This is a genomic window from Streptomyces odonnellii (assembly GCF_000981895.1).
Classification (GTDB): domain Bacteria; phylum Actinomycetota; class Actinomycetes; order Streptomycetales; family Streptomycetaceae; genus Streptomyces; species Streptomyces odonnellii.
The window spans coordinates 1-17,221 of sequence record NZ_LATD01000037.1 but is presented as its reverse complement, the minus strand read 5'-3'; the positions used below and the strand labels follow the sequence as shown (position 1 = coordinate 17,221).

The 17,221-nt window shown below is 71.5% G+C and carries 16 protein-coding genes and 1 pseudogene; 4 read left to right on the top strand and 13 right to left on the bottom strand.

The window, feature by feature from the left end:
• The 7 genes and pseudogenes from WH07_RS05910 to WH07_RS05880 all read right to left on the bottom strand — a co-directional run.
• Positions 1-248 (bottom strand): annotated as a pseudogene (locus WH07_RS05910) (hypothetical protein); the annotation flags it as partial.
• A gap of 169 nt (positions 249-417) precedes the next feature.
• Positions 418-1,101, bottom strand: a complete 684-nt coding sequence (locus WH07_RS05905; RefSeq protein WP_046496175.1) for a uracil-DNA glycosylase — start codon at positions 1,099-1,101, stop codon at positions 418-420.
• Positions 1,102-1,191: 90 nt separating this feature from the next.
• Positions 1,192-2,772: an ABC transporter substrate-binding protein gene (locus WH07_RS05900; protein WP_046496174.1), complete on the bottom strand. Its 1,581-nt coding sequence runs from the start codon at positions 2,770-2,772 to the stop codon at positions 1,192-1,194.
• Positions 2,773-2,943: 171 nt separating this feature from the next.
• Positions 2,944-3,768: an SDR family oxidoreductase gene (locus WH07_RS05895; protein WP_232788734.1), complete on the bottom strand. Its 825-nt coding sequence runs from the start codon at positions 3,766-3,768 to the stop codon at positions 2,944-2,946.
• A gap of 17 nt (positions 3,769-3,785) precedes the next feature.
• Positions 3,786-4,547 (bottom strand): 3-oxoacyl-ACP reductase FabG, encoded by a 762-nt coding sequence (fabG, locus tag WH07_RS05890; RefSeq protein ID WP_046496172.1) that lies wholly within the window; start codon positions 4,545-4,547, stop codon positions 3,786-3,788.
• A 408-nt stretch (positions 4,548-4,955) separates the two neighbouring features.
• The gene (locus WH07_RS05885; protein WP_046496169.1) at positions 4,956-5,339 is read right to left on the bottom strand and encodes a DUF3037 domain-containing protein; all 384 of its coding nucleotides are present in this window, start codon (positions 5,337-5,339) and stop codon (positions 4,956-4,958) included.
• The gene (locus tag WH07_RS05880; RefSeq protein ID WP_046496166.1) at positions 5,336-6,196 is read right to left on the bottom strand and encodes a HipA family kinase; all 861 of its coding nucleotides are present in this window, start codon (positions 6,194-6,196) and stop codon (positions 5,336-5,338) included. The genes WH07_RS05885 and WH07_RS05880 overlap by 4 nt, the downstream gene beginning before the upstream one ends.
• A 209-nt stretch (positions 6,197-6,405) precedes the next feature.
• On the opposite strand from WH07_RS05880, the gene WH07_RS05875 reads away from it, so the two are divergent.
• Both WH07_RS05875 and WH07_RS05870 read left to right on the top strand, forming a co-directional pair.
• Positions 6,406-8,607, top strand: coding sequence for a prolyl oligopeptidase family serine peptidase (locus tag WH07_RS05875; RefSeq protein ID WP_046496163.1), 2,202 nt, complete (start codon positions 6,406-6,408; stop codon positions 8,605-8,607).
• Between the two features lie 74 nt (positions 8,608-8,681).
• Positions 8,682-9,185: a Rieske (2Fe-2S) protein gene (locus tag WH07_RS05870; RefSeq protein WP_046496160.1), complete on the top strand. Its 504-nt coding sequence runs from the start codon at positions 8,682-8,684 to the stop codon at positions 9,183-9,185.
• 50 nt (positions 9,186-9,235) lie between these two features.
• Here WH07_RS05870 and WH07_RS05865 read toward each other — a convergent pair whose 3' ends face one another.
• A complete protein-coding gene (locus WH07_RS05865; protein WP_046496158.1) occupies positions 9,236-10,141 on the bottom strand; it encodes a LysR family transcriptional regulator in 906 nt (301 codons plus the stop codon).
• A gap of 73 nt (positions 10,142-10,214) precedes the next feature.
• Here WH07_RS05865 and WH07_RS05860 point away from each other — a divergent pair, with 73 nt between their 5' ends.
• Positions 10,215-11,264, top strand: a complete 1,050-nt coding sequence (locus WH07_RS05860; RefSeq protein ID WP_046496156.1) for a DMT family transporter — start codon at positions 10,215-10,217, stop codon at positions 11,262-11,264.
• Here WH07_RS05860 and WH07_RS05855 read toward each other — a convergent pair.
• Positions 11,255-12,586 carry an aminotransferase class I/II-fold pyridoxal phosphate-dependent enzyme gene (locus WH07_RS05855; protein ID WP_079022979.1) on the bottom strand — a complete coding sequence of 444 codons (1,332 nt, stop codon included), beginning with the start codon at positions 12,584-12,586 and terminating at the stop codon, positions 11,255-11,257. The two genes, WH07_RS05860 and WH07_RS05855, sit on opposite strands and share 10 nt — an antisense overlap.
• Positions 12,587-12,621: 35 nt before the next feature.
• Here WH07_RS05855 and WH07_RS05850 point away from each other — a divergent pair, with 35 nt between their 5' ends.
• Positions 12,622-13,314: a pyridoxamine 5'-phosphate oxidase family protein gene (locus WH07_RS05850; RefSeq protein WP_046496152.1), complete on the top strand. Its 693-nt coding sequence runs from the start codon at positions 12,622-12,624 to the stop codon at positions 13,312-13,314.
• 148 nt (positions 13,315-13,462) lie between these two features.
• On the opposite strand, the gene WH07_RS05845 is transcribed toward WH07_RS05850, so the two are convergent.
• The 4 genes from WH07_RS05845 to WH07_RS05830 form a co-directional block, all read right to left on the bottom strand.
• Positions 13,463-14,398 carry a DMT family transporter gene (locus WH07_RS05845; protein WP_046496185.1) on the bottom strand — a complete coding sequence of 312 codons (936 nt, stop codon included), beginning with the start codon at positions 14,396-14,398 and terminating at the stop codon, positions 13,463-13,465.
• A 293-nt stretch (positions 14,399-14,691) separates the two neighbouring features.
• Positions 14,692-15,756, bottom strand: a complete 1,065-nt coding sequence (locus tag WH07_RS05840; RefSeq protein WP_079022977.1) for an EamA family transporter — start codon at positions 15,754-15,756, stop codon at positions 14,692-14,694.
• A 179-nt stretch (positions 15,757-15,935) separates the two neighbouring features.
• The gene (locus WH07_RS05835) at positions 15,936-16,508 is read right to left on the bottom strand and encodes a Clp protease N-terminal domain-containing protein (protein WP_107073632.1); all 573 of its coding nucleotides are present in this window, start codon (positions 16,506-16,508) and stop codon (positions 15,936-15,938) included.
• 348 nt (positions 16,509-16,856) lie between these two features.
• Positions 16,857-17,221 (bottom strand): PadR family transcriptional regulator (locus tag WH07_RS05830; RefSeq protein WP_046496150.1); only part of this gene is annotated, 365 nt, incomplete at its 5' end.

The following is a 17,221-nucleotide window of genomic DNA, read 5'->3' as shown; positions in this document are numbered from 1 at the left end:
CCCCCGCCCCGCACCGACCGCTCACCGCCCCTGATCCCGATCCCGTCCGCCACGGTCAGCGCCCGCAGGTCCCAGGCCAGTTCATCGCCCGGGTCGTCCTGGGTGTCCGCCATGTAGTGCGCGAGCGTGCAGCGGTGGAGGGGGTCCCCCGTCTCCCCGATCTCCGTCCAGAGCGCACCGAACCGGTTCCGTGCCTCCTCGCGGTCGCCGCCGTGGAGCAGCATGACCGCCTGCCCGATCCTGGTCATCACGGCGTCCTCCGACGCCTGCCGCCGCTCTCGCACTGCCGCCTCCGCATGCCCGTCCCATAAATCCGACAAACATGACGCTAGCTCCCGTAGCGAACAATCCCCTTCAGGCTCGGGCGGACGGCCCGAGCCTGTCGGTCCGGTCGGCGGGAGCCGAGGCCGGCCAAGGTCAGCCGAGATCCGGGATGCGCCAGTCGATGGCGTCGTGCCCCTGCGCCGCGACCGCCTCGTTTATCTGAGTGAACGGGCGCGACCCGAAGAACTTCTTCGCCGAGAGCGGCGAGGGGTGGGCGCCCTTCACCACCACATGCCGCTCCTGGTCGATCAGCGGCAGCTTCTTCTGCGCATAGGCGCCCCAGAGGACGAAGACCGCCGGGTCGGGCCGCTCGGCGACCGCGCGGATCACCGCGTCCGTCACCTTCTCCCATCCCTTGCCCTTGTGGGAGTTGGCCTCGCCCTCGCGGACCGTCAGCACCGCGTTGAGCAGCAGGACCCCCTGCTCGGCCCACGGCATCAGATAGCCGTTGTCGGGCACCGGGTGGCCCAGCTCCTCCTTCATCTCCTTGTAGATGTTCCGCAGGGAGGGGGGCGTCCTGACCCCGGGCCGTACGGAGAAGCACAGCCCGTGCCCCTGCCCCGCCCCGTGGTACGGGTCCTGGCCGAGGATCAGGACCTTCACGCTCTCGTACGGCGTGGCGGCGAGGGCCGCGAAGACCTCGTCGCGCGGCGGATAGACCGGCCCGTTCGCCCGCTCCTCCTCGACGAAGTCGACCAGCTCCTTGAAGTAGGGCTTGCCCAGCTCCTCGCCGAGGACGCCACGCCAGGACTCGGGCAGCATGTCGGTGTCGGTCACGTCAACAACCTCCGGTAAGCGATCACTTGTGCATCACTGAACCTACCGGTGGCCACTGACAACGGCCCCTGCCTCGCCCCGGACGCCCGTCTACCAGCTCGCCTTGCGGTAAAGCTCCCACATCTGCATCACCGTCTGCGGGTCGAGCGCCCGCTCGCCGCCCGCGATGTCGTCGGTCGAGGCCACGTACAACTTGCCCTGCCACAGCGGCAGCAGCCGTACATCGTCCACGAAGATCTCCTGCGCGCGCACGAACTGCCGGCTGACCGCCGCCCGGTCGCTGACCCTGCGCGACTCCGGCAGCAGTGTCCCGGTGATCTCCGGGCTGTCGTACGGCGTGCTCAGCGCGTTGTGCTTGCCCACGAAGGGCGCGATGAAGTTGTCGGGATCCGGGAAGTCGGGGAACCAGCCGCGCCCGAAGACCGGGTAGTCGCCCTTCTGGTAGCCCGCCTGGAACTGCTTCCACGGCTTGGCCCGCAGCGTGATGTCGAACAGCCCCGACGCTTCGAGCTGGCGCTTCAGCTCGCCGAACTCGGCCGCCGTACCCGATCCGTACCGGTCCGTCGTGTACCAGAAGGTGAGTGGTACGGGCGTCTCGACGCCGTCCTCTTCGAGGATCGTCCGCGCCCTGTCCACATCGGGGTCGCCGTACTGGTCGAAGAAGCTGGTGGCGTGGCCCGCGATGCCCTTGGGGACCATCGAGTACAGCGGCTCCGCGGTGCCCTGGTAGACCTTGGCGACCAGCTCGTCGCGGTCCACGACCTGGGCGACGGCCTGCCGTACGGAGAGCCTCCCGGCGGCCGGGTCGGCGGGGTTGAACACCAGATAGCGGATGTCGGCGCCGACGGTCTCGACGAGCTGGAGGTGCTCATTCTGCGGCTTCTTCTCTTCGAGTTCGACGACCTGCTCCGAGGTGAGACCCCGGTAAATGGCGTCGATCTCCTTGCTCTTCAGCGCCGCGAAGAGGGGGCCCGACTCCTTGAAGTACTGGATCGTGACGCCCTTGTTCCTGCGGTCGGCGAAGCCCTCGTACAGCTCGTTCCGTACCAGCTCCGCGCTGTCGCCGGGGGTGTACGAGGCGAGGGTGTACGGCCCCGAGCCGTTGACCTTGCCGTCCTGTCTGAGCTTGTCCAGCGGGTACTCCGCCGGATTCACGATGGACATGGCGGGCGTGGCCAGGATGAACGGGAAGGTGGCGTCCGGCTTCTTCAGCCGGAAGACGACCGTGTTGTCACCGCGTGTCTCGACCTTCGCCAGGGACTCCAGGAGTCCGGCGGGACCGCCCTGGACATTGATCTTCAGAATCCGGTCGAAGGAGTGCTTGACGGCCGCCGCGTCGAGATTGGTGCCGTCGGAGAACTTCAGTTTCTCCCGTAAGACGCACTCGAAGACCTGGTTGGACTCGTCGGCGAAGTCGCACTGGCGAGCCGCGTCCGGCTGTGGATACGAACTGCCGGTGGGAAAGGCCACCAGGGTCTGGAACACATTGCGGAACATCTCCCAGCCGTTGTCCCAGGAGGCGGCCGGGTCGAGGGTCGGCGGCTCGCTCGTCGTGCCGACGGTTATCTTCTGCGCCCCGCTCGCCTCATCGTCCGAGAACAGACTGCATCCCGAGAGCAGGGATATGGACGCGAGGGCCGCGGTGGCCCGCCGACTGGTCCGGTTGAACACGTTCACGCTCCTTGTTCAGCCATGGATCGGCAGACCATACCGCAGCATTGGCCGGATTCGTACGGTGATCCGGTGGGGCTTTTGGAAAGGTCGTCGAGCACGCCGTTCACCCCTTGGGGTGCCGTTCCTCACCCGCCCGTCACCGGCCTCCGGACCCGTCCGGCCCGCCCCTCACCCCACTCCGGCGTTCAGGAAGATGCCTCCGTCAACCACCAGCGTCTGACCGGTGATCCAGTCGGACTGGTCGGAGGTGAGGAACGCGGCCGCGCCACCGATGTCCTCGGGCACCCCGAGCCTGCCCAGCGGGTACGCGGCGGCCGCCTCGGCCTCCCGGCCCTCGTAAAGCGCCTGCGCGAAGCGGGTCTTGACCACGGCGGGCGCAATCGCGTTGACCCGTACGGCGGGCGCGAACTCATGGGCGAGCTGAAGGGTCAGATTGACCATCGCCGCCTTGCTCATCCCGTACGCGCCGATGAAGGGGGATGCCGAAATCCCGGCGACCGACGCGATGTTCACGATCGCTCCGCCGTTCTCCCGCTGCCAGGCGCGCCAGGTGAGCTGCGCGAAGCCCAGCGCAGAGACCACGTTCGTCTCGAACACCTTGCGCGCCACATTGAGGTCCAGCTCGGCCATCGGGCCGAGGACCGGGTTCGTACCGGCGTTGTTGACCAGGAAGTCGACCCGGCCGAACGCCTCCATGACGCGCTCGACCGCGATCGCCTGGTGCGCCTCGTCGTGCGCCTTGCCCGCCACCCCGATCACCCGGTCGGAACCGAGCCGCTCCACCGCTTCCTTGAGCGCGTCCTCGCCCCGGCCGGTGATGCACACCCGGTCGCCGCGGGCGACGAACGCCTCGGCGATGCCGTATCCGATGCCCCGGCTCGCGCCCGTGACCAGCGCGACCTTCCCGCTGTCGGGTGCCCGGCCGGCCTGGTCCGTCCGCTCGGTCCGCCGCGCCTGGCCCGCCTGCTCCGACTGCTCCGTGCCTTCGGTCATGTCCCTGTCTCCCGTGCTCAGTTGAGGGGTCCGCCGGCCACGTACAGGACCTGTCCCGACACAAAGCCCGCGTCGTCCCCGGCGAAGAACGCGATGGCGTTGGCGACGTCCTCCGGCCTGCCGACGCGCTGGACCGGGATCTGGGTCGCCGCGGCAGCCTGGAAGTCCTCGAATCCCATGCCGACCCGAGCGGCGGTCTGAGCGGTCATCTCGGTGACGATGAAGCCCGGGGCGACGGCGTTGGCGGTGACGCCGAACTTGCCCAGTTCCTTCGCCAGCGTCTTGGTGAAGCCCTGCAGACCCGCCTTGACGGCGGCGTAGTTGGCCTGACCGCGGTTGCCCAGCGCCGAGCTGGAGGAGAGGCTCACGATACGGCCGAACTGGGCGTCCACCATGTACTTCTGGCAGGCGCGCGCCATCAGGAACGCGCCCTTGAGGTGCACGTTCACCACCGTGTCCCAGTCGGACTCGCTCATCTTGAAGAGCAGGTTGTCCCGCAGGACACCCGCGTTGTTGACGAGGACCGTCGGCGCGCCCAGCTCGGCGGCGACCCGCCCGACGGCGGCCTCCACCTGCGCGCTGTCGGAGACGTCGCAGCCGACGGCGAGCGCGCTGCCGCCCGCCTCGGTGATCTTCCCGACGGTGTCCGCGCAGGCCGCTTCGTCGAGGTCGAGCACGGCGACGGCGCGGCCGTCGGCGGCCAGCCGTACGGCGGTGGCGGCGCCGATGCCGCGCGCCGCCCCGGTCACGATGGCTACGCGCCGTTCGGTGGTGGACATCCCTGGTTTCTCCTCGCTCTGGGAACCGCGGCTCTCATCAGACCCGCGATCGGACCCGTCAACAGGTCCGCGAACACTGAGCGACCGCTTAGTCGCTCCAGTATTCGAGACGCTAGAAGGGACAGCACCCGGTGTCAACGGCCCACGGGGCCGACCGCGGCAGCCGGCCCCGTCCGGCAGCCGCGGTCATACCGGAGGCACGTGCGAGTCGTCCCGGAGCCGCGTCCGAGTCACACCCGAGCCGCGTACCGAGCCGCGCCGGAGGCCCCGCCGCGAACGGCCGCTCATTGGCCGGTAATCGCCCATCCATCGATCGGCCTCCGGCGCCCACCCATCGGTAATCAGCCAGTCATCGACGGCCCATCACCGTCCCCCATCGTCCCCGTCGTCGCGCTGTCGTGCCGGCCGTCACCGCACCAGCAGATCCAGCAGCCGTTCGGTCTCCGCATTCGGGTCGGCCGTCAGCCCGGTGTGTACGGGACCGGGCTGTACGACCGTCGAGCGCGGAGCGATCAGCCAGCGGAACCGCCGGCCCGGATCGTCCCCCGCGGCCTGTCCCGCCAGGTCCCCGCCCCGGCAGACGCTCTCGACCGCGCGCAGGGCCGCCCGTACCCCCACCACATCGGCGCGCGGGTCGAGGGCCGTCAGCTTCGCCTCGTCGAGATGGGTCCTCGCGGCGACATAGGACCGGGCGCGGCAGTAGACCAGCACGCCCGCGTTGAAGCACTCGCCGCGCTCGACGCGGGGCACCACGCGCAGCAGCGCGTACTCGTAGACGTCCTTGTCGCTCACTGGCCGCTGTCCTTCTCGTCGTTCTGCTGCCGCGTGGTCCGGGGCACGGGGGCCAGTCGGGCGGCCAGCCAGCCGGGCGCCCCTGAGGGCCGGCTCTTGGTGGGCGCGTCGAGGACGATCCGTTCATGGATGGTGGCGGCGCGCGCCAGCAGCGGTTCCACATACGCGCGGCGCAGCGCGTCCGTCGAGTCGAAGCCCGGCTCGTCGACCAGCCACTCGTCGGGTACGTCGGCCGCGATCGCGGTCAGCAGCTCCTCGGTGACCAGGGGCGCCAACTCCGCGGCGGCGGACGCGAGATCGGGTCCGAAGGGTGCCAGGGCATGGTCGGACGCGTTGTACGGTTTCGCCGCCGAGGCCACCGCGCCCGGCCAGTTGTGGTGCCAGATCATGGTGGCGCCGTGGTCGATCAGCCACAGATCACCGTGCCAGACCAGCATGTTGGGGTTGCGCCAGGAGCGGTCGACGTTGTTGATGACCGCGTCGAACCAGACGACCCGCCCGGCCTCCTCAGGACCCACTTGATAAGCTAGGGGGTCAAAGCCGATCGACCCTGGCAGATAGTCCATGCCGAGGTTGAGTCCGCCGCTCGCCTTAAGCAGCTCCTGCACCTCCTGGTCCGGCTCGGAGAGCCCGATGACCGGGTCGAGCTGCATCCGCACCAGCGTGGGGACACGAAGGCCAAGCCTGCGGCCGAGTTCCCCGCAGATCACCTCGGCGACCAGGGTTTTCCTGCCCTGACCCGCACCGGTGAACTTCATGACGTATGTACCGAGATCGTCGGCCTCGACGATCCCCGGGAGCGATCCGCCCTCACGCAAGGGCGTGACATAGCGGGTCGCTGTGACTTCGGTGAGCATTGCGCCAGGTTACTGCCGGGCGTGACGGCCGCCCGGTGCATTGACGGCCCGGCCCGTGCCCATGAGCCACGCCCCCACGCCGAGCCCGCGCGGCCCCTCAGCCACACCCGCACTATCCGTTTGCCATGCCCGGACACACAGCCCGCATATACAGCCCGTACATACAGAAGCCCGTACAAAAACGCAGAAGCCCGGAGGCCACACCGCCCATGCAGACCGCCGATCCCACCGCGTTCCCACGCCAGTTCGCCCGTACCCGTCGTTTCTCGCTCGGTGTCCCCAGCCGCTTCACGGTCTCCCCGGACGGCGAGCGGGTGCTGTTCGTACGGTCCGTCTCCGGCTCCGATCCGCGTACCCCACTGTGGCTGTACGAGAACGGCGAGGAGCGGATCCTCGCCGACCCGGCACACCTGAGCTCTGTCCCCGAGCGGCTGTCCGACGAGGAACGGACCCGGCGCGAGCGGGACCGGGTGACCGCCACCGGGGTGGTGGCCTACGCGACCGACCGCGCCGCGCGGCTCGTGGCGTTCGCGCTGGGAGGCGCGCTCTGGGCGGTACGGACGGACGGCGGCGCCCCGTGGCACATCCCCACCGCGGGACCGGCGACCGACCCGCGCCCCTCCCCGGACGGCACCCTGATCGCCTATGTGACCGGGGGCGCCCTGCATACCGTACGGACGGACGGGGCACGGGACCGGACACTGGCGCGGCCCGAGACAGCGGATGTGACCTATGGACTGGCCGACCATGTCGCGGCGGAGTCCATCGGCAGATCACGCGGCTACTGGTGGTCGCCGGCGGGCGATGCCCTGCTGGTGGCCCGGGTCGACACCGCGATGGTGACGCGCTGGTACATCGGGGATCCGGCGGACCCGGCCCGGCCGCCGCGGACGATCCGCTATCCGGCGGCGGGGACGGCCAATGCCGTGACCTCGCTGCACCTGGTCACGGTCGACGGCATCCACACTCCCGTACAACTGCCCGCCCGCGCGCCCGAGGACGAGGCGCCGAAGGGCGAGTGGCAGGACCCCGCCTTCGAATATGTCGTCAGCGCGGAGTGGGAAAGTGCGGGTCCGTTGATCAGTCTCCAGACCCGGGACCAGCGCACGATGTGGGTTCTGCGGGCCGATCCGGTGACCGGCGCGGTCGAGCCGCTGTCCCGGCTGACGGACGACCACTGGGTGGAGTTCCCGCCGGGCGCGCCGCTCCACACCGCCTCCGGTGCGCTGGTGCTGCCCTGCGTCCAGGGCGACACCCGGTCGGTCCGGATCGGTGAGGCGCTCTCCCCCGCGGGACTCCAGATCCGCGAGGTGCTGGGCGCTGTCCGGCGGACCCTCGTGGGACAGGATCCGGGTGCGGTCGGCGAGCGGGTGTACTTCACGGCGAGCGAGGAGCCGACGGAGGTCCACGTCTGGTCGTATGAAGAGGAGAAGGGTTTCACCCGGCTGACCGACGAGCCCGGGGTGCACTCGGCCACTGCCGGGGGCGACACCCTTGTCCTCGACAGCGCGACACCGGACGGCCGACGGGTGACCGTACTGCGCGGTGAAAAGCCCGTGGGCCGGATCGCGGTCCTCGCCGAGGAACCGCTGATCACCCCACGGCCGGTCCATCTCACCCTCGGCGAGCGGGAGTTGCGCTCCCGGCTCCAACTGCCCTCCTGGTACGAGGAGGGCTCGGGCCGCAAGCTGCCGGTGCTGCTCAGTCCGTACGCGGGGCCCGGGATGCAGGTGGTGACCCGGGCGCGCGCCTGGTACACGGCGGTGTGCCAGTGGTTCGCCGAGCAGGGCTTCGCCGTGCTCGCCACGGACGGGCGCGGCACTCCCGGGCGCGGGGTGGAGTGGCAGCGCGCCATCGTCGGCGACCGGCTGGGCCCCGCGCTCACGGACCAGATCGACGCGCTGCACGCGGCGGCCGAGCGGTACGACGCGCTGGACCTGACGCGGGTCGGTATCCGGGGCTGGTCGTTCAGCGGCTATCTGGCGGCGGGCGCGGTGCTGCGCCGCCCCGATGTGTTCCACGCGGCGGTGGCGGGTGCGCCGCCCACCGACCGGCGGCTGTACGACACGTACTGGGAGGAGCGCTACCTCGGCCATCCGGAGGTCCAGCCCGAGGGGTACGCACGCAGCTCGCCGCTCTCGTACGCCGAACACCTGTCGTACGCACATCCCGAAGCGGCCCAGATCCCGGTCCGGCCCCTGCTGCTCATCCATGGACTCGCCGACGACAATGTGGTCCCGGCCCATACGTTCCGGCTCTCGGCCGCGCTGCTCGCCGCCGGCCGCCCCCACTCCGTACTGCCGCTGCCCCGTACGGGCCATCTCGTCGCCCGGGAAGGAGTGGCGGACGGTCTGCTCCTGCACGAACTCGGCTTTCTGAAAAAATCCCTCGATTCGTCCCCGAATACTTGAACGTCGCAGTACTCCGCTGCGTATCTTCCGTTGAACCGGCCGACCGAGAGCCGGCCGTCGAACGGAGCTTGGGTATGGCGGGATGGCAGGGGTCCGCACGGGTCGTGACGCGCAGGACGGTGGTGGCGGCGGCCGGAGCGGCGGGACTGAGCGCGGCGCTCGTCGCGTGCGGCGACAGCGGATCGGACGCGCCCGCGGACTCCGCGGGTGAGGCACCGGCGACCGGTGGCGACGCCACGGACAGCGGCGGCGGCACGCCGGGAGCGGACAGCTCCGACGGCGCCGGCGGGGGCGATGTCCTCGCGAAGACCACCGACATCCCCGAGGGCGGTGGCATGGTCTTCGCCGACAAGGGCGTGGTCGTCACCCAGCCCGCGGCGGGCGAGTTCAAGGCCTTCTCGTCCAAGTGCACCCACCAGGGCTGCGCGGTGAAGGACATCTCCGACGGGATCATCCACTGCCCGTGCCACGGCAGCCAGTTCAGCGCGGCGGACGGCAGTGTGAAGTCCGGGCCCGCGACCCAGCCGCTGCCCGCCGCGTCGATCACGGTCACCGGGGACTCGATCACGCTCGCCTGACCGCGGCCGCCGGCCGCCATGCGCAGGGGCGTTGTCAGCCCTCCACGGGCTCAGCCCTCCACCAGCCGGGCCGCCTCGCGCAGGGCCTCGACCGCCGCTCTGATCGACGGACGGCGGTCCGCGTCGGTCCGCCAGACCGCGTAGATGTGCCGGCGCATCTTCTGCCGTACGGGAACGACCGCCACGCCCTCCGGTACGGGCCCGCGTCCCAGCCTCGGCGCCACACAGACCCCGAGTCCGGCCGCGATCAGGGCGAGTTGGGTGTGGTGCTCCCCGGCGAGATGGGCGATGCGCGGCTCGATCCCCTTCGACCGGAGCGTGAACATCAGCCAGTCGTAACAGAATTCGCCCTCGGGCCAGGACACCCAGGGGTCGTCGGCGAACTCCTCCAGATCCACTTCCGTACGGTCCGCGTGCGGGTGGTCGGCGGGCATGGCCACATCGGCCGCGTCGTCGAGAAGATGCGCGGTGGCCAGTCCGCCGGGCACGGGCAGCCGCTTGTTGCTCCAGTCGAGCACCACCCCGAGATCGACATCGCCTCTGCTGACCCCTCGTACCCCTGCCTCGGGCTCCAACTCACGGGATGTCACCCGCAGTTCTGGGTGTCTCTCGTGCAGGGCGCTGATCGCCGCCGGGAAGAGCCCTCGCGCGGCCGTCGGGAAGGCCGAGATCCGGACCTCTCCTACCACCCGTCCGCGCTGCGCCTCGATGTCCGACTGCGCCACTTCCACCTGCGAGATGATGCGTGCCGCGTGGTCGGCGAGCAGCCGTCCCGCGTCGGTGAGCCGCACTCCGCGCCCGTTCCTGGCCAGGAGCTGCTGGCCCACCTCGCGCTCCAGTTTGGCGAGCTGCTGGGAGACGGCCGAGGTCGTCACATGCAGTCCCTCGGCGGCGGCGCTCACCGAGCCATGGCGGGCCAGGGCGTCCAGGGTCCGGAGCCTCTCCAGATTCAACATGTAAGCGATACTAATCAGAAGTGCCGAGATATTCTCGCTTGTTCTACGAGGTAGTTCACGCCATCGTGGCGGTATGAGCACCGCGACCCCGCCCGGCCCAGGACCGTCCTCAGCCCCGGCGATCACACCGGCCCCCGCCGCAGCCACCGCCCCGCCGCCCTCGGCTCCGGCTCCAGCCCGTACCCGCTTCTTCCTCGGCGGGCGCATCCGGTTCGACTGGCGTATCCGGTTCGCGGCGCTCGCGGTCATCTGGGGCTTCAGCTTTCTGCTGATCAAGGTCGGCACGAACGGCTTCGCGCCCTTCCAGGTGACCTTCGGCCGGCTGTTCTTCGGTACGGCGGTGCTCGCCGTCGCGATGGCGGTCCGGCGCGAGCGGCTCCCCCGGGGCACACGCACCTGGGTACATCTCACGGTCGCGGCCTTCCTCCTGAACGCGCTGCCGTTCTCGCTGTTCGCCTACGCCGAGCTGACGATCCCCTCGACGCTCGCGGGCATCTGCAACGCCACCTCGCCGCTGTGGGGCATGGTGCTCTCCCTCGTCGCGCTCTCGGAGGACCGGCCCACCCGCCGCCGGGTCGCCGGTCTGGGCATCGGCTTCCTCGGGGTGCTGACCGTGCTCGGCGCCTGGCAGGGCTTCTCGGGTCTCGACCTCACGGGTACGGCGATGGCCCTGCTGGCCTCGCTGAGCTACCCGGTGGGCTGGATCTACGTACGCCGTACTCTGGCGGGCAGCAGCAGTTCCCATCTCTCCCTGACCGGCGCGCAGCTCTTTCTCGCCCTGCTCCAACTGGCGCTGGTCACCCCGCTGTTCACCACCCTGCCGACCTCGTTCCCCACGGGCCCGCTGCTCTCCGTGTTCGTGCTCGGAGCGCTGGGCACCGGCCTGGCGATCCTGCTCCAGTACGGAGTGGTCGCCGAGGTCGGCCCGACGACCGGCACGATGGTCACGTACTTCATCCCGGTCATCGCGACCGCGGCCGGGGTCACGCTCCTCGGTGAGGAGCTGACCTGGAACACGCCGGTCGGCGCCCTGGTCATCCTCGCCGGGGCCGCGCTCACCCAGAGCCGGGCCGGGGGTTCTTCGGGCCGTCGGCCGCGGGCGCGCCGGAGCGGTCAGCCGTAGGCGCGCGCGGGCGCGGGGCCGGCGGCCTCCGCCAGCGCGTCGGCGACCGGACCGATGTCGGCGTCCGTCAGGGACGACACGGTCAGCCGTACGCCCGGGGGCGCGGCCATCCGGAAACGCGCCCCGGGCGCGACCGCCCAGCCCGCCCGCAGCAGCCGCGCCACCGCGCCGGTCTCGTCGGCGACCGGCACCCAGACATTCATCCCGCTGCGTCCGTGCGCCTCGACGCCGCGGTCGGCCAGTGCCCGTACGAGTCCGTCGCGCCGCCGTCCGTACGACCGTGCCACGGCCCGTGCGTCCAGCGCGCCCGAGGTCCAGAGATGCACGACGGCGCGCTGGAGCAGTCTGCTGACCCAGCCGGGGCCGAGTTGCTGGCGCCCCAGCACCCGATCCACGGTCAGCGCGTCCCCGGTCAGCACCGCGAGCCGCAGATCGGGCCCGTACGCCTTGGCGGTGGAGCGTACGAGCACCCAGGCATCGGTGACCCCGGCGAGCGGGTGCAGCGGTACGTCCACGATGCGGTGGCCGTGGTCGTCCTCGATCAGCAGCACCTCGGGCCGGGCCGCGAGCAGGGCCCGCAACTCGTGCGCGCGGGCCGCGCTCACCACGGCGCCCGTCGGGTTCTGCGCGCGGTCGGTGACGACGACGGCGCGGACCCCGGACCGCAGCGCCCGGTCCAGATCGGCGGGGAGGGGGCCTTCGTCGTCGAGCCCGACCGGTACGGGCCGCAGTCCGAGTGCGGGGACGAGATCCAGCAGACCGCCCCAGCCCGGGTCCTCGACGGCGACCGCGTCACCCGTTCTGAGATGGGCGGCCAGCACCCGTTCGATCGCGTCCAGCGACCCCGAGGTGACGGCGACGGCGCCGGGCGGCACCCCGTCGGCGTCGAGATCCGCGCGGGCCAGCCTCGCCAGCTCGGGGTCGACGGGCGCCCGTCCGTAGAGCATGGGCTCGCGGGCATTGTGGCGCGCGGCGGCGGCGAGGGCGTCGCGCAGCGGGGGCAGCAGGGCCGGATCGGGATTGCCCTCCGACACGTCCCGTACGCCCGGGGGCGCCTCGACCCGGATCGAGCCCCGGGCCGTACTGGCGGGACGCGGCCGGATCCGGCTGCCCCTGCGCCCCGCCGTCTCGATCACCCCGCGCTCGCGCAGGATCCGGTAGGCCGCCGCGACGGTATTCGGATTGACCCCCAGGTCGGTGGCCAACTCCCGCATCGGGGGCAGCAATTGGCCCGGAACCAGCTCGCCCGCGCCCACCGCGCGCTCCACGTCGGCGGAAATCTCCGCCGCGCCCCGACCCGTAATCCGATACTCTCCTAGCACAAAGAATACTATGCACTAGTGCAATGGAGGACGCAATGTCGGAGATCGCGCCGCCGGACGCCACCGCCGCCTACCGGCCCACACCGCGCACCGTCCCCACCCGCGCCCGGGAGCGCGCGGCATACGACCGTGAGCTGGTGCACGCCATACTCGACGAGGCGTACGTCTGCCATCTCGGTTTCGTCCGCGACGGGGCTCCGGTGGTCCTGCCGACGCTCTACGGCCGGGTGGACGAGCGGCTGTACGTCCACGGCTCGACCGGCTCGCGCCCGCTGCGCATGGCGGGCGGCCGTGCGGACTCGGGAGATCCGGGGCTGGCGGTCTGTCTGACCGTGACCCATGTCGACGGCCTGGTCCTGGCGCGGTCCGCCTTCCACCACTCCATCAACTACCGCTCCGTGGTGGTCCACGGCCTCGCGCGCCAGGTCACCGACGCCGACGAGCGGCGCGCCGCGCTCGACGCGATCGTCGACCATGTGGTCCCCGGCCGCTCCTACGACTCGCGCCCCGCCAATGACCGCGAACTCGCCGCGACCGCCGTGCTCCGGCTCGATCTGGACGAGGTCTCGGCGAAGGTCCGTACGGGCGGGCCCAACGACGACGCGGAGGACCTCGGGCTGCCGCACTGGGCCGGGGTGGTGCCGCTCGCGCACGGCTACGGCGCGCCCGTGCCTGCGGACGACCTCGGCCCGTCGATCGCCCTGCCCGACTACCTGTCCGTGCTCTGAGATCGGCCGCGCTTCAGGGCTCAGGCCGCTCTCCGAGGTCCGGGGCTCCGGCCGAGGCCCGTCGTACACCCAGGTGTGCCGCTCGTACAGCAGGTTGTACGGAGAAGAGGGGCGCGGAAGCGGGTCGCGCGCCCCTCGCCCCTCGCCGTCAGGCCGGCGCCGTCGCCCTGCGCCGTACCGCCGCGCTTCTGGCCTCGGCCAGTGCGAGCCCCGCGACGGCCGCGAGCAGCAGCAGCGTGCCCGCCACGGTGGCCACGGTCAGCCGCTCGCCGAGCAGTACGACCGCGATCACCGCCGCGCTCACCGGCTCCAGCAGCATGATCACGGAGACGGTCGCGGCCCGCACCACCGCGGCCCCGGCGAAGTAGAGGGCGTAGGCGAGCGCGGTGGGCACGGCCGCCACGTACACCAGCAGCCAGCACACCCGCATCGGTTCCGCGGTCGCCGGCACCAGCCCCTCGCCCGCGGCGAGCGGCAGCAGCAGGACCGCGCCGATGGCGAAGGACCAGGCGGTGGTGGACACGGAGTCGGCGCCGCCGCCGTCGCGCCCCAGCCAACGGGTGAGCAGGGTGATCGCCGCGTATCCGGCCGCGGACAGAAGCGCGAAGGCCACCCCCGCGGGGTGTACGGTGCCGCTCCCGCCGCCCAGGACCAGCACCCCGAGACCGGCCAGGGCACCGGCCACCGCGGCGAGTCCGCCGGTGCCCAGCCGCTCACCCATGGTGAGCCGCGCCCCGAGAGCAATGAGTACAGGTCCCGCGCCGAGGGTGACCACGGTGCCGACGGCGAGTCCGGTCGCCTCGACGGCCGCGAAGTAGGCGCTCTGAAAGACGGTCAGCCCGATTCCGGTCGCGGCGATACGGAGCAGCCGCCGGCGGACCGGCTCCACGGGCCCGGGTTCCCGGCGCCGCCGCCGGAGCGCGAGTACGCCCAGCAGCAGGACGAGCCCGCCCGCCGAGCGCCAGAAGGAGAGCGCGAGCGGGCCGAGATCGCTGATCCGGTAGACCAGGGAGCCGGCGGCTCCGGCGGTCCCCCAGGCGACCCCGGCGACGATCAGGAAGAACAGGCCCCGCCCTACGGGCAGGCCGGAGGCGACGGCGGAAGCGGGCTCGCGCCAGGAAGCGGAAGTGTCAGAGGAGGCAGAAGTGGCAGCAGAGGCGGAAGTACCGGAAGGGGCAGCAGGATTCGACACGTGACGTCTCCGTGTGAAGAACGGGTGGATGGTCGCTCAGCTCCGTCACGCGGGCAGCGACGAACCGCACGGGTACACGGTGCTGTCCTATGGACAGCCCGGCCCGGGCCCGGTCTTCGTCAGCGGATGGCCGCCCGCGCTAAGCGGCGGGAGGCGGCAGTACGGTCGAATGCATGATCGGCACCCTACGGTGCGGTGCCCTCGGCGGACAACCGCGTCTCGCGTGCGGTGCCCGTATCGACCGCGGCTCCCGTCGGGGCTTCCGACACGGCACCGGTCGCGCCGTCCGCCGGCCGCGCACCGCCCGGCCCGCCCGCCACCGGCCCGGTGGGCGGCTTCTGTGCCGACGGAGTTGTCGACTGGGCGACAAAGGCACCGGCCAGCACGACCGCGCCGCCGATGATCTGAGGCGTCGAAAGGTGCTCCCCCAGCAGCACCCAGGCCAGTACGGTCGCGACGACCGCCTCCAGGAACGCGACCACCCCGGCCACCTGCGGGGAGAGCCTGCGCACCGAGACCACACCGGTCACATAGGCGAGCACGGTCGCGATCAGTACGACCCAGCCGAGCAGCAGAGCGGCGGACACCTCCGTACCGCCCATGTCGGCGCTCCCGCCGAGCAACGACCAGTCCATGCCCCAGGGACGGGCGATCACAGTCAGTACGACGGCTCCGACGAGCAGCCCGTACGCGATCACTCCCAGCGGATCCGGCGCGTCCGCGCCGCCGGTGCCCTGGTCGGCCAGGATGAAATAGAACGCCTGGCAGCAGGCCGCGCCGAGTCCGAGCAGCACCCCGACGGGGTCGAAGCTCAGCCCGGACCAGACCTCCACCACACAGGCCAGCCCGCCCACCGCGAGCACCACGCCGACCGCGGCGGCGCGAGTCACATGGCGCCGCTGGACGAAACGTACCCAGAGCAGGACGAGCACCGGGCCGAAGTACTCGATGAGCAGCGCGACCCCGACGGGGATACGGGAGATCGAGGCGAAGTAGAAGGCCTGCACCCCGGCCACCGCGAACAGCCCGAATCCCGCGAGCAGCGCGGGCCTTCGCCGCAGGAGCGACCGGTGGCGCCAGGCGAGGGGCAGCATGACCAGCGCGGCCCCGGCGACCCGCAGCCAGACAGCATGGAGCGGGTCGAGCCCCGCTTCGATGAGCGGCTTGGCCGCGACACCCGAACCGCCGAACGCGAACGCCGACACCAGGGCTATGCCCAGGCCGACGCTCCTCCCCTGAGACGCGTGCATGGCGTCATCATGTCAGCTTCCGTCAGGAGTCAGGGACCCATTACACCTGTCGGACATCTGGACACGACACGGCCGGCCACGCCTCTGGGACGCCGCACCTCTCGAAGCACCGCACCGGCCGGGCCGCGCCCCACCGGGTCACCCCCACCGGTCACGCCCATCGGAAAGCACCCGCCGACTCACGCCTGGCGCGACAGCCGCCCGGCCAGTGACTCGGCGTCGACCCCGGCCCGTACGAGGACATCCACCGCCCGGCACTCCCGGTCGGAGGCGAGCGCGGCGAGCAGATCGAGCCCGCGGGCGCGCGGGTCGCCGCGCAGCGCGGCCCGCTCCAGGGCTCCCCTCATGGCGATGACGGCCTGCGGCGACCAGCCGTTCAGGGCACGGCCGCGCACCACAGGAAGGGTGCCGGAGTCCTCCACGGTGCCCTGCCAGCGCAGACCGTAGCCGATGCTGCGCTGTACGAGATAGCCGAGCACCCTGGTCGTCCGCTCGCCGCTGTCGAAGGCCGCCCGTACCTCCGGGTCCGACTCCAGCAGCGAGTGCAGCAGATGGGCCGTGTCGATCTGCTTGTCGCCGTCGCGCAGGGCCCTGCGGCGCGCGCGGGAGAGCGCAGTGGCCAGCTCCACGGTGAGCCGGGACTCGGCCGCGGCCCTGGCCTCGGCCTGCCTCGCTCCGGCGCGCGCCGGAGCGGGACGCTCGGTTCGGGTGGGTGCGTTCTGTTCCGGCACCCGCGGAGGAGGGCTCTGCACCCTCTCACCCCATCAGTCCGTTTCCTGCCGGGCATCCCCGGCGGGGAGCATTCGCACGTCCGCCGGAGGGTGGGCGTGCCGACGCGGGTTCTCCTCCTTACGAATGAGATCGCCCCGGTTCTCCCCCGGGGTCGTCGCGCCGCCTTGCCTTCGGCGTCGGGGCCGCCGCCGGGGCGCAATCGGCGCGGAGCACCCACGGGGGCTCGGCCCGGTGAACCGTGTCCGAGGCCGGGGCGCGGGCGTATCGGAATCAGTACGTGCGTAAGCCCCGCGACCGAAGCCGCGGGGCTCACGCACGTGCCCGTACCTGTGCCCGTACGCGCACTCGTACGCGTACCGCGAAGGCGGTCACTCGTCGTCGGCGAGGATCAGATACAGCTTCTTGCGGGTCTCGTTGATGACCCCCAGGGCCTTCTGGCGCTGCTCGGGCGTACCGGTCTTCCAGACCTGTCCGAACGCCTCCATCAGCCCGAAGCCGGCCTGCCGGATCTCGTTCATCGTGTCCCAGTCGAAGGTGCGCCCGGCCTCTTCCCACGGGGCCTCCGGCCCCGACTCGGCCTCCGCGCGCCCGCTGTCGGTGAGCGTGAACAGATTCTTGCCGCCCTCGCTCCGGCTGGTGATCAGCCCCTCGTCCTCCAGCAACTGGAGTGTCGGGTAGACCGAGCCCGGGCTCGGCCGCCAGGCCCCGCCGCTGCGCTCGCCGATCTCCTGGA

Bases quoted from the DNA above. Each gene is read 5' to 3' on its own strand.
- WH07_RS05895 (WP_232788734.1), bottom strand. From the start codon at position 3,768: ATGACCGAAGGCACGGAGCAGTCGGAGCAGGCGGGCCAGGCGCGGCGG.
- fabG (WP_046496172.1), bottom strand. From the start codon at position 4,547: ATGTCCACCACCGAACGGCGCGTAGCCATCGTGACCGGGGCGGCGCGC.
- WH07_RS05880 (WP_046496166.1), bottom strand. From the start codon at position 6,196: ATGCTCACCGAAGTCACAGCGACCCGCTATGTCACGCCCTTGCGTGAG.
- WH07_RS05875 (WP_046496163.1), top strand. From the start codon at position 6,406: ATGCAGACCGCCGATCCCACCGCGTTCCCACGCCAGTTCGCCCGTACC.
- WH07_RS05870 (WP_046496160.1), top strand. From the start codon at position 8,682: ATGGCGGGATGGCAGGGGTCCGCACGGGTCGTGACGCGCAGGACGGTG.
- WH07_RS05865 (WP_046496158.1), bottom strand. From the start codon at position 10,141: ATGTTGAATCTGGAGAGGCTCCGGACCCTGGACGCCCTGGCCCGCCAT.
- WH07_RS05860 (WP_046496156.1), top strand. From the start codon at position 10,215: ATGAGCACCGCGACCCCGCCCGGCCCAGGACCGTCCTCAGCCCCGGCG.
- WH07_RS05850 (WP_046496152.1), top strand. From the start codon at position 12,622: ATGTCGGAGATCGCGCCGCCGGACGCCACCGCCGCCTACCGGCCCACA.
- WH07_RS05840 (WP_079022977.1), bottom strand. From the start codon at position 15,756: ATGCACGCGTCTCAGGGGAGGAGCGTCGGCCTGGGCATAGCCCTGGTG.